11 protein-coding genes are annotated in these 12,176 nt (G+C 49.3%); 6 read left to right on the top strand and 5 right to left on the bottom strand.

What is annotated here, in order from left to right:
- Positions 1-21: 21 nt before the first annotated feature.
- The 3 genes from IC230_RS20410 to IC230_RS20400 form a co-directional block, all read right to left on the bottom strand.
- Positions 22-531, bottom strand: coding sequence for a hypothetical protein (locus IC230_RS20410; protein ID WP_191040907.1), 510 nt, complete (start codon positions 529-531; stop codon positions 22-24).
- Positions 532-714: 183 nt separating this feature from the next.
- Positions 715-3,633: an ATP-binding protein gene (locus IC230_RS20405; RefSeq protein WP_191040906.1), complete on the bottom strand. Its 2,919-nt coding sequence runs from the start codon at positions 3,631-3,633 to the stop codon at positions 715-717.
- A gap of 545 nt (positions 3,634-4,178) precedes the next feature.
- On the bottom strand, positions 4,179-5,429 hold the full coding sequence (locus IC230_RS20400; protein WP_191040905.1) for a serine hydrolase domain-containing protein: 1,251 nt from the start codon (positions 5,427-5,429) through the stop codon (positions 4,179-4,181).
- Positions 5,430-5,759: 330 nt separating this feature from the next.
- Here IC230_RS20400 and IC230_RS20395 point away from each other — a divergent pair, with 330 nt between their 5' ends.
- Both IC230_RS20395 and IC230_RS20390 read left to right on the top strand, forming a co-directional pair.
- Positions 5,760-6,305: a cupin domain-containing protein gene (locus tag IC230_RS20395; protein ID WP_191040904.1), complete on the top strand. Its 546-nt coding sequence runs from the start codon at positions 5,760-5,762 to the stop codon at positions 6,303-6,305.
- A gap of 22 nt (positions 6,306-6,327) precedes the next feature.
- Positions 6,328-7,221: a helix-turn-helix domain-containing protein gene (locus tag IC230_RS20390; protein ID WP_191040903.1), complete on the top strand. Its 894-nt coding sequence runs from the start codon at positions 6,328-6,330 to the stop codon at positions 7,219-7,221.
- A gap of 117 nt (positions 7,222-7,338) precedes the next feature.
- Here the strand turns inward: IC230_RS20390 and IC230_RS20385 are convergent, their stop codons facing one another.
- Entirely contained in the window at positions 7,339-8,259 is a 921-nt protein-coding gene (locus IC230_RS20385; RefSeq protein WP_191040902.1) for an alpha/beta hydrolase, read from the bottom strand.
- A gap of 209 nt (positions 8,260-8,468) precedes the next feature.
- On the opposite strand from IC230_RS20385, the gene IC230_RS20380 reads away from it, so the two are divergent.
- The 4 genes from IC230_RS20380 (at position 8,469) to IC230_RS20365 (ending at position 11,693) form a co-directional block, all read left to right on the top strand.
- Positions 8,469-8,879, top strand: a complete 411-nt coding sequence (locus IC230_RS20380) for a RidA family protein (RefSeq protein ID WP_191040901.1) — start codon at positions 8,469-8,471, stop codon at positions 8,877-8,879.
- Between the two features lie 95 nt (positions 8,880-8,974).
- Positions 8,975-9,802, top strand: coding sequence for a helix-turn-helix domain-containing protein (locus IC230_RS20375; protein ID WP_191040900.1), 828 nt, complete (start codon positions 8,975-8,977; stop codon positions 9,800-9,802).
- Positions 9,803-9,893: 91 nt separating this feature from the next.
- Positions 9,894-10,517 carry a cupin domain-containing protein gene (locus tag IC230_RS20370; RefSeq protein ID WP_191040899.1) on the top strand — a complete coding sequence of 208 codons (624 nt, stop codon included), beginning with the start codon at positions 9,894-9,896 and terminating at the stop codon, positions 10,515-10,517.
- Positions 10,518-10,577: 60 nt separating this feature from the next.
- On the top strand, positions 10,578-11,693 hold the full coding sequence (locus IC230_RS20365; protein ID WP_191040898.1) for an alpha/beta hydrolase: 1,116 nt from the start codon (positions 10,578-10,580) through the stop codon (positions 11,691-11,693).
- Positions 11,694-11,852: 159 nt separating this feature from the next.
- Here the strand turns inward: IC230_RS20365 and IC230_RS20360 are convergent, their stop codons facing one another.
- Positions 11,853-12,143, bottom strand: coding sequence for a hypothetical protein (locus IC230_RS20360; RefSeq protein ID WP_191040897.1), 291 nt, complete (start codon positions 12,141-12,143; stop codon positions 11,853-11,855).
- Positions 12,144-12,176: the final 33 nt, after the last annotated feature.

The following is a 12,176-nucleotide window of genomic DNA, read 5'->3' as shown; positions in this document are numbered from 1 at the left end:
GGGGATGTATGGACATCGGGTTTACTTTTTTGGGCTTGGAGTCTGCAAGGCTCCCAACTCTTCTTTGAACAGGATGCGGGTTCCCTGCCCGGCCACGAAACACCAGCCACTGTGCTGCTTCACAAACACCTCCACCCGTTGCACCCGAATCTTCACATCGCCTTTGGGTGTGTCTAAAACCACATTGAGCAGATCGTTTAATATCGCCGTTTTGCCCTCGTAGATGCGCAGAATTTCCATACCTGGCACGGGTGTTACCGACTTAAATGAGGCTCCGGCGTTGACGAACCCCTGTTTCCACTCCTCGAAGCCGTAGTCGATTTTCCCATCCGGATTCACCGTTACATAGTCGTCGGGGCAGTGCTTGCCCAGGCCGTCAAGCAGGCGCATGGCTTTAATGGCCTTGCGGTCGTCGGGGTAGTTGGTGGTGTTATACTTGCCCGAGGGGGGCGTGTGGGGGTCGGGCAGGGTTTGCCCCAGCGTGGGCACAGTTAGCAGCGCGAAGGCTGCCAGGGTTGCCAGAGATTTCATTTGATTTGACGTTTGACTACCCCAAACGTACGCTAACAGGTCTGAGGTGAGTTAGCAGTATTTTGCCAAAACGTACTTTAGGAGAGCCATGCACCAATTTTGTAGAAAAATGAGCTGATTTTGCTATACTAGGCAAGGACCAAAATTGGACCGGGCTGAGTGAATGGCATGAAACCGTATAGATTACTGTTTTTTGCCGGAGGCAACACCCCCGCTGGCATATTCGGTCGGGGTTTGGCCGTATACATCCCGGAAGCACTTGGTAAAATAGTTTGGACTGCTGAAACCCACCTGATAAGCCACGTCGGCTACGTTTCCCAGCTGTTGCTTTAGCAGACTGGCCGCTCGTTGCAAGCGAATTGAGCGGATGAATTCGTTGGGCGACTGCTCGGTTAAAGCGGTCAGTTTACGGTGCAGTTGGGTTCGGCTCAATCCCATTTCCCGGCTGAAACTCTCTACATCGAAGGCCACATTAGCGAGGTTGGCTTCGGTGACCGCGAGGGCTTTCTGAAGGAACTGTTCATCGAGCGAGGTGACGACCAGTTCGGTGGGTTGCAGCGTGATCTGCCGACTGAACCGCTCCCGGAGCTTTTTCCGGCTGTCCAGCAGGTTGCGGACCCGGACCAGTAACTCATCCAGACCAAAGGGCTTGTACAAATAGTCATCGGCTCCCGTTTCGAGGCCCTTGATTTTGCTGTCAGGGTCGGCTCTTGCTGTCAATAGAATAATGGGAATATGACTGGTTCGCTCGTCGGTTTTGAGTCGTTCACAGAGCGCCATCCCATCCAGGCCGGGCATCATCACATCCGAAATAATCAGATCAGGGATCGTTTTTAGGGCAGTTTGGTAGCCGTCCAGACCATTTTCTACTGCCGATACCCCATACGTTTTCGACAATTGATCAACCAAAAACTGTCTCAGGTCTCTATGGTCTTCCACGATTAACAGCTGCCCTAACTGACTCGAACGTTTGCCGGTTTGAGCAGGTTCGTTCATCGTAGACGCAGGCACTACGGCAGGCTCTGATAAAAGGGGGGGCGATGCAAGGCTTTCCTGCCCGGGGCTTTCCTGCCCGGACTGTTCAACCACGGGTACAGTTTCGAAAGATATGCTTAGCCGGAAAATTGTACCGCTGCCTAGTGTGCTTTCTACGTTTATTTGTCCACCGTGTAAATCAACCAATTCGGTCACCAGCGCTAACCCAATGCCCGTGCCTTCAAACGAGCGGGTGGCCGAATCATCGACCTGGTAAAAGCGATCGAAGATGCGGGGAAGTTGGTGTTCTCCGATTCCAATGCCCGTGTCCTGAACGATGAGTTGTAGCTCGCAAGTACCGGTTTGCCCTGGTTCAACCGAGGCCGAAAACCGCACCTGACCCTTGGTAGGCGTAAATTTACTAGCGTTGGTGAGGAGATTCGAAATAATTTGCTCCAGTTTATCACTGTCCATCAGCACCCAAACGGGTTGCAGCGAAACGGTGTAGTGGTAGGTGATGCCCTTGCTTTCGAACAGCGAAGCAAACGAACTGGCCATTAGTTGAAGAAAGTGAGTCAGCTCACCGGGCTTGGGATGCAGTTCCAGCTTACCGGCTTCCAGGCGCGAGAGGTCCAGCAGTTGATTGATCAGTTGCAACAGCCGACCCGCATTTCGATTGATGAGCTGGTAGTCGGATTGCCGTCTGGAAACCGGATCATCCTGCTGGTGCAGCTTTTCCACCGACCCTTTGATGATCGAGAGCGGGGTGCGGAATTCGTGAGAGAGGTTGGCGAAAAAGCGCGATTTGAGCGTATCCAGCTCTTGTAAGGCTAGGGTCTGTTTTTCCTGAATCAGGGCTTGGTTGGAAAGCGCTTTGACTTCGACTAACTGCTGTTCAAGGGCGCGACTGAGCAAGGCAAAATCAAGCCCCAGGTAAATAGAGGTGGCCACCGGTATACTCAGCAAGGAGAAGATATAAAGAATGTTCCGGCGGTTGGCAATGGTCACATTTAACAGGTCGGCGCTCCACATTCCGGGCAAAAAAAAGGCTAAAAAAAAGAGAAAGTAACTGATTGCACCCAGGCCAATAATCCAGGCCCCCTCTTTCTGTCGACGAATCGCCAGCCAGGCAATTCGGGCCATATTTAGCTGACAGGCGATCCCACACAAAACTCCGCCGACTTTCCAGCCCCATCCGTAAATACCGGCATTGAGCAACAGCCCGGCAAGGCTCCAGGCGACCAGCGCCCAATACCATTTGTCTTTGCGTTGTTCCAGCAATTGGTAAAGCGCCGACAACAGCAATAGGGTAGCGATCTGGTAAAGGCCAAACGACAGATTAGCTACATAGAATTTTTCGGTTAGCTCGTGGCTGGCAACCTGCATATGTCTTTGCAAAACGTTTCCCAACAGTAGCAGAACGGCCCATATACCGAAGTAAAAGTTGGCTTTTCGGCGGGGATCGAATCGATAAAAAGCCAGGTGAAGGATGGCCAGTATACCACACGCACTGATTAGAAACACATGAAGGCGTTCGGTAACGACCAGCCACTGCTGATAAAAAGCGTCGGCGGCCTGCTGCTTTTTTAGCTGAATCCAGAAGGGGGGATTCTGATTTTCAAACACGGTTGTATAGTGAATACCGGGCTGACGGGCAAACCGGACGGCCAGTACCTGCTCGCCGGTTTGCCGGAGCGGGAAGGGTATGGGTTTCCACAAGGGGTCAAACGCGATCACTTTCTGAGGATCAGCACTCACCACGCCCCACCGGTGCAGGAGCTGGCCGTTCAAATACATTTCGGAGGCCCCCACTTGCTGAACGACCAGCGCCAAGGGTTCTCGCAGCCAGGTACTATCGGTCGAAAATCGCAATCGCAGCCAACCAATACTGGCGGCATTCAGGGGGGAAGGATCGTTGATATCGCGGGTCAGCTGAATGATGGACCAGCTCTGATCGGGGAAGTCAGCGTTAGCCCATTTAGGATCATCACCGGAGTGGAACCGCCAGCCTTGCTGGAGATTCGTCCCTTCAGGTGGCAGGGGTTTGACCGTATTAACTCCCGTTTGTGCCCCGCTTCGGAAAACCAGCAGGACTAAAAGGAGGAAAACGAAGAAATGGGTCTTCATGTAAAGTTCCTGTCTCAACTACGGATGTTACCGACTCCTTCCGTTCTGGTATGAATATACTAAAAATTACCCTATTCAGCCAAAGAGCGAATGCAGCAACCTACCGCGAACATCCACTGTTGGCTGATCCAGCGTCGTTTCGGCCTTTTCTAACAGCCTTAAAATAGGCTTCCTGTCATTTTTAGTTAGTTTACCGATCTGCGACGTCAGCTCGTTCGGCTTCTCACCGGCTCATTTTTGGTTAACTATCCTGGCGCTGTTACCACTGAATCGGCAAAAGCATTAGTACAACTAATTAACGACTAGGGTAATAAACGGATGCCTCTTCCTTGAGATAGAAGGACGTCATGAATCAGATCCTTTTTGAAACGAAGGATTATTCATCGGTATGCTGGACGTAGTCAAAAGCACCTCAATTGGCCAAAATCGACAGTTTTAGTAGTTCTGGTATTAATAACCCTTATAGGTAAAGCTGATGGCCAGCCTCAGGCAACTGGTTCCCCGCTGAGAATCGTATCGCTACTGGTTTCAGGATCAGAGGGTGTTCACCAGGATTTGTCGAAAGCCTCCTGTAGCCAGTTAATGTTCGTTATGTCTGGCTCGTCGTCGTTACTCAAAATAGCCACCTGCACATGGGCTTGGGAGCAGTCGAAATCCACTAACAGGGTAGCCACCCCACCCCGTCGCCCGTTGACGTTCCAGTTGATGTTGCCATATTTAAAGTAGTACCTTCCATAAGCACCACTTCTGAAATCATTGAAGCCCAGCGGCCGGTTTTTATAGCCCGTTCGGATGGCTTTCATCAGTGATTTCGACACAATTTTATTGTCGTTTGCGGCTGAGGCAATCTGAGCCAGCTCAACGGCATTCAAGTCGAAGCCGCCCTGGCCTAAATTTAGGATGGTTGACAACGGAGGGACGGTTACCCCGGCCGCTCCCTCCAGATTGGTATCATAATACAGGGTCGGCCGGGTAGTACCTGGGTCGGTAGCGCCCAATTCCTCCCAGGTTGACAGCCCGGCAGCCTTGAATACATCGGTACGCACAAATGAGAGAAAGAGAGTGGCCAGTTGGTTGTCCAATAAAGACGGGTTGATTTCCGACTCAGCTAGGGTCTGTGGAGTCAATTTCATGACCTCCTTCCAATACACATAAGGTAACAGCAACCGGCATAAGGCCAAATTCATGTTGTTGTATTGATAGGTGTTGAACTGGGCGGAGTTGCTCGTCTGCACACACTGTTGCATCTTGGCCAGGGTGATATTGATGTCGTTCATGCCGCCCACCAAACCGCTGTGGTGAGCCAGCAATTGGCGGAATGTAATGGCCCGAACGGAAGCAATGGCGTTCATATAAGCGGGCAGGTAGGCCCCAATTGTTGTATCAAGAGGTAGTCCGGCCCGGTCCAGCATCCGGACCATGGCCAGCGTGGTGATGTATTTGGAACAACTGGCTATTTCCTGGCGGGCCAGGGGCGAATGCGGGGCCGCAGGCGCGTCGATGCCCTTGCGGATGTGGCCACCCTGCCCGCCAGCGGCTTCCACCCACTGGCCATCCACGAAAATAGCGTAAGCGTACCCCGCCAGGTTGTGGTTGCTGAGGAATTTATCGATTTCCGTTTTGAGCATCAAGGGATCGAATCTGCCAATTTTGCTGAAGCCGACATCGGTTGATACCTGCCTGGAAGCTGATTCATTTGGGATTGGTCCCCTCCCCTGTTCCCCTTCTTGGTAGCCGGGCAGGGTTATTGCCAGTGCTAAACTGGCAGCTACGATGTCAATAAATGGCGTTTTCAATGTTTTGAAGAACGATAGTAGGCTGATTGTAAAATAATTAATATTTTTGGTAAAGTAGATGTATGCACTTAAAAGAGCGATTTATCCTCTTTGGTCGTTGCAAGCAAAGTAGCCCTGCTATGCTAAAGGAGAGTAGTACCTAAGCCTAGTAGAGGCAGTACAATACGTACGTTCATTTACTTACGGAAACGCCTTAAAGGTCAGAGTTCCTGTTCATACTAAATCCCCCTACCTGAGACAAAGGTGACGTTGAAAAAAATTGCCATTTTTTACCACCAATCAGGCTGGGAATCAATCCATGTTTGCATAACACTTTGATGAAACTAAGCTATGCAACGTAGAAAATTTTTAGTAGCCACTCTGGCCACTCCCACCCTGGGCCTGCCCACCAAACCATCTCCGCCAACAGCTCTGGGGAAACCCTTTACGGTCAAAGCCGGAAAAGATCGCTTTAATGAGCCAATCCTCTACCAAGGTGTCAATCCGAACCTGGTTAAAATTTCGGCCAAAGATACCGATGGGCAATTGGCCGTTTTTGAATACGAAGGGTTGGCTAAAATTGGTCCGCCCGTACACATGCACTTACATCAAGACGAAATCTTTTACGTGATCGAGGGTGAATATCTGTTTCAAATAGGTGATCAACGACAGACCCTTGAAGCGGGAGATACCATCTTTTTGCCCCGAAATATCGCCCATACCTGGCTGCAACTTTCGGAAAAAGGAAAATTGATTTATCTGTTACAACCGGCCGGGCAGCTAGAGGATTTCTTCAAGAATATGAATACCTTCAAACGGCCACCCACCTTTGCTGAGGAACAGCAACTATCGCTGGCCCACGGGGTGAAAACTATTGGTCCGCCCATCACCCACTAGTTGACTAAAATAGGGCTTGATCATGAACATCTTTGATTACCGGCTACCTTCGCCAGCACTTCAAGACTATGTTCGACAATATCAGATTGTGGGGCTTTCCTTTGCGCCTTCCGTCGTGGTGCCCATCAAGCCCTACTGGCCACGGCCTGAAAACTGTCTAGGATTTTACCCTCGTGGAGGGGACGTCGTGGAACGACCCAATGGCACGGCCCAAAAATGGCCCACTCGTTCGGTGGTAGTTGGCCAGCAGACGTCTTTAGTCAACCGGCAACCCCCAAACGAGTTTGTTTATTTTCAGGTTGTCTTTCAGCCAGGGGCATTAAGCCGATTGACGGGCATTCCAGCTCATGAACTGACGAATGTCTTGGAGGATGGCGAAGCGATTTTCTCGCCTGAAATTCGATTGGTCAATGAGCGGCTCAGTAGTACGGATGATCACTTGGAAATGATCGATATAGTGGAACGGTTTCTCTACTATTTAATCCGCAAGCAGCTCCCTCATTCCTTTCGAACAGATCGTCAATCGATTGATAAAGTGGGTCAGTATTTGTTACAAAATCCGTCGCGATTCGGTTTAGCTAGGCCCGGCCAGGCGTGGCCCGGTCCCGGCGGGGCATCGCTGGATTGGCTGGCCGAGCAGGCCTGTCTGAGTCCGAAGCAGTTTTACAATCTATTCACCCAACGGATGGGCATCAGCCCTAAACTCTATGCCCGAATTGCCCGCTTCGACCAGAGTGTTAAGCTGAAGAACGCCCAGCCCACCAAAGACTGGTTGAGTATTGCCCTGGAGTTGGGTTACCACGATTATCAGCACCTGGTGCGGGATTACAAGGAGTTTACTCACTTGACGCCTACGCTATTCAACCAACGAGAAAGCCATGCCCCGGAGCGATCATTTGGGAAAGCGGAGATTTAATCGAGTTTAGATTTGAGCAAACCTAGCAGCTTATTACGCTCGTAAGGGAAAGTTACATATTCTTATTAAATGCTCCTAGGTAAGACAGGGTAGCAAGTATAAGTTCGATCGATTCAATCATTGACCGTAGGTCAATACCCACTCAACAGCCGTGTTCAACACCAGGGCACGGATTTTACTGTCATTCATACTCAGGTCGTGGCCCGCGTTCGGGATAGCCAGCAGCTTATGCTTGATGCCCATTGAGCTAAGCTTGCCCTCCAGCACCTCGGATTGGGCGTAAGGGACAACGACGTCTGCCGTCCCGTGGATCATCAGCACCGGAATGGCCTTCACCTGCGTAAGGGGGCTTGCCTGAGCGAAGGCCGGATCAGGCAGTGTGCCTTTCACATAGGATTTGCCCGTCATCATCTGGACGACCTCGATCAATCCAACTTTCTGGGCGTAATTCAGCAGGGTGGTATCCGCCAAATTGGTGGGCCCCGAAAAATCCACGACCGCCCGTATAGTTTTGGGCGTCGTGTAGGCTGTCAGCAGGGCCAGGTGGGCACCTGAACTGGCACCCACCAGCACAAACCCATCCGGGCGCGTATGCCACTGGGCGGCATGGGTGCTGCAATAGGTCATGGCCTGGTTGACATCCTCTAGCATTTGCGGGTAATGAACATCGGTTTGGTTAGCGTACCGGTGATTGATACTGGCGACGGCAATGCCATGCTTTAAGAGCGTATCCTGAATATCGCGCACGTATTCTTTGCCCGCTTTTACCCAGGCGCCCCCATGAATTAGGATAACGAAGGCCGTATGGGTAGTCCGATTGGCCGGTAAATACACATCCATCACCTGGCGGGAATGGACGCCATATGCCACATCGTTGAACTTCTCTTGCTGGTAGTGACCGCTGGGGGTTTTGCTGGCGCTACAGTTGACCAGCATCAGGGCTGTGAGCATCACCCAGCTGTAGCCCAGCAAACACGAAACAGACTTAGGCGTGTTCATTAGGTGAGTAGCCCGGGTGGCAAAAAAGGTCCTTTCCATGAAAAAGTTTTAAGGATGACTTGTATCGCGTATGTTAGAGATTTGGTACGACACGTATAAAACTATCAGATTAGCTTCGTTAAATAAAATAGTCGCTCAAAACGCTCCCAACTGAGACGAGGGCATGTCAATATTTCGGGGGTATTCTGAGACGGGTAAAATTTTGTAACTTACGAGCAATCGATGAATGATGGCACCATTGAATGACTATGGAGAAGCACTTTCTTAACCCACCGGAGCTGCCGAACTGGGAACAGTCCTTCTCTCAGATTGTCACCGTCAGTAGCGGTTCCTCTAAAACAATTTATCTTTCTGGTCAAGTGGCGATGGATCAGCATAACCGACTTATTGGGGAGTGTGATCTTTTTAGCCAAGCCACTCAAGCCTTTCAGAACCTGGCAAAAGCGCTGGTTTCCGTAGGGGCAACGACTCAGGATGTCGTCAAACTCACAATCTATGTGAAGGATTATCAATTAGCCGATGCCAATCGTGTCAGTGAAGCCTTCAGGAATGCATTCCCGCATAAAAACCTGCCAGCCAGCACATGGCTGGGTGTGCAGTCGTTAGCTCTGGATGGATTATTAATTGAGATCGACGCGATTGCCGTGATGGAAGTCTAACCTTTCATGAAATATCAAGCGGGTGTTTTCTGAAACGGTAATTAGTCTGAAGTTTCGTAATTTGGCTAACATATAATGAACCTCAGTTGTGGGATATGCTGCTCAAAGGTTTTTTGCCCAGCCCTGGCTTGCGTGAGTACATCGAGAATATCGGTATCGTCCATCTGGTATTTCCCCCCGATGAACTGATTCCCGTCAAAGCCTATACACCAAAAACCGGCGACTCCATTGAGTTTTTTCTCCGTGACCCCGAATACGTACAATACCCAGGAGAAATCACTAAAACCAAGAGACCCGTGGCCTTCCTTCATGGCCAACATACCTTCGTGACGAATCGATATGTTGGACGGGAGTTTTTATACCTCAATATTAAGTTCCAACCCGGTGTTTTATTCCGATTAACGGGCATTCCTTCCTACGAGCTGACCAATACCTATATCGATGCGGAAGCTGTTTTTTCACCAGACATACGGACCCTAACAGAACAGTTAAGAAATGCCGACTCGTATGCTGAAATGGTTGAATGGGTAGAATCGTTTGTCGTCAGACTCATCAGACGATCCAAAAAAGAGGCGCATGGTATTGATCAAGTAGCTCAACTGCTGTTGCACAACACCGCATCTATTTCGATGGATTGGCTGGCCAGCCAATCCTGTTTAAGTGCCCGGCAGTTCGAGCGAAAATTTAAAGAACGGATGGGCATACCGGCTCCCCAACTGGCCCGAATTGCCCGCTTTGATAAAGCCTTCATGATGAAAAATGCCCAGCCAGAGCAAGACTGGTTAAGCATCGCCCTCCAGTGCGGCTACTATGACTATCAGCACTTAGTCCGGGAGTATAAAACCATCACCGGACTTACTCCCCCCTCTTTTTTTCAACTGGATAATCAGGCCCCCGAACGACTGTTGGGCTTGCACGAATAAAGCCTTCAGGTAAGTTAGCCGTAAAAAGTCGTTTTTGTACCACTAATTAATCCAGAGAGACCGTCTCTTTTGCATAACAAATCACCTTGTTATGGAACGCAGACATTTCCTGGCTACCGGTCTACTGGCTGGTTTAGGCACCCCATCCTCCTCGCTGATTCATAGCCTTCTACCCGTACTTACCCCTCCTGACAGAGGCCCTTTAAAACCTTTTTACACGCCCCCCGTGCCCATTCAGGTAGGGCCTAATGGTCTCGGATTCAGAATACCCGTCCGCAGCAGCCAAACCAACATACAATTCTCCTGCATGGAGGGAATTATGGGTCCTAAGCTGATGGGACCAGCCCCCCACGTTCATAAAGACCTGGACGAACTGATGTTTGTGCAGGAAGGTACCGTTAGCATATTGGTTGGCGATCAGGTGTATGAAGTCGAAGCCGGCGGCTGGCACCTGCGTCCCCATGGCCTAGTCCATACGTTTTGGAATGCCACGGATAAACCTGTTCGGTATATCGATATGTTTTTCAACCAGGATTTTGAAAATTTTCTGGAAGAGATGTTTGCCCGATTAATTCCTGACCTGATGAAGCGGGGTGTTTCCTTGACCTCAAAAGAGGCCACATCCCAAATGAATACATTATATACTCGGTATGGGATCACCATGTTCGAGGAGCAGCGGCAGCCCATCATGGCCAAATATGGGCTGAAAGGGTAAGTCTTTAGAGCGGCATAACCTTAAAGTAAATCATCATTCCGTCATCTTAAATCTACATCTATGAAACCGTTTCTGCTCTGTCTATTCGTATTTCTTTCGTTGGGACGCCTCTCGGCACAGAACCCGCAAAAAGGAAAACTTATCATCGAAAAATTCTTAGCGCCTTCCCTCCAGGGTAACCACGCCGGAGAGGATCCTATGCGCAGGATCACCATTTACCTGCCGCCCGGCTATGAAGAGAGCAAACAGCGTTATCCGGTCATTTATTTTTTGCATGGTGGTATGGATGTATTAGGTGACAGCATCGTGATGGCCTGGTGGCGTCTTCATGAGTTAATGGATGCGGCTATTCTAAAAGGTCATATCCATCCCATGATTTTAGTACTACCAAACAGCGATGCTAAGTTGGGTGCCGGTTTTTATACCAACTCAACCCTTACCGGGAACTGGTCGGATTACATTGGGAAAGATGTGGTTGCGTATATTGATAAACGCTATCGAACGATTGCCAATCGCAACAGCCGAGGATTGAGCGGTCATTCGATGGGTGGCAATGGCGCTTTAAAAATAGGCATGCTATACCCAGAGGTATTTGGTACCGTGTATGCCCACAGTCCGGCTAATTTGGGCTGGGCTGCTGAATTTAGTCTAAATGCTTCGTTCTTTAAGGGGATGGATTCCTATAGAAATCAGTATAGCATCGCGGAAATACAGGATGATCTGTTTAAACGAGGTGACGGGACAAAATTTTATATGAAAGCAATGGCCAATTTAGCCAGAGCGTATTCACCGGATGAAGCCGGAAAAACATTCCTCTCGGCTAAAATGCCGGTAAGCTATAGTGGCGACAGGATGATGGTGGATGAGGAGACAAAACGAAAATGGGAGGCCAACTTTCCGATCAATATGATTGAAAGTCATCTGCCTGGGCTGAAAAGTTTAAATGCGTTAAAGCTTGATTGGGGCCGAAACGAAGAAGCTAGGAATGTACCCATTGCCAGTCTTGAGTTCAGTAAAAAGCTCGAAGTCAACCAGGTAAAGCACTTTGCCGAAGAATATCTAGGAGGACATATAAACAAGATAGGCGGTTATGATGGTCGTATCTACACCGAAATGCTTCCTTTCTTTGACACTTATCTGAAATTTGAATCTAAAGAACCAGAGGCCGTTCGGTAAGCATATCGAATATCTTTATGGAGAAATCGATAGTGACAAGTGTCTCAAGAAAACGCTCGTAATTTAACGAGTTGATTTAAACATCTACGTCCACTTCATGCTGTACGACACGATCTGTTTAGTAAGTATTGATGTTAGCTTTCACTTCGGGTATATTTTTTATTTTTCCCATAAAGCATAGACTATTGAGCCAAAAGTGGCCAAAATACAACCCAGCAAAATCAGCAATGAACCCGTTACGTATGCGCTACCCGCTGAGCTTTGGGTTAAGATTTTCCGGACTGTAAAATAGAGAAGCACCAGTTGAATTAATAACATTGGCAGGGTAGCAATTTCCTGAATAAAATTTATCAAGACATGGTCAATCCTGAAAATATACGCATTCAGGAAGAAAAGCAGAAAAAACAGTCCAGTCGATAAACTTGCAAGAAAAAGTACCTTTACCTTCATAAATAGATGAACATTGTCGGTTGATTCTACGAT

This window comes from Spirosoma validum, assembly GCF_014699035.1.
Lineage (GTDB): Bacteria > Bacteroidota > Bacteroidia > Cytophagales > Spirosomataceae > Spirosoma > Spirosoma validum.
The sequence above is the reverse complement of the archived record's forward strand: the minus strand, read 5'-3'. Positions and strand labels throughout refer to the sequence as shown.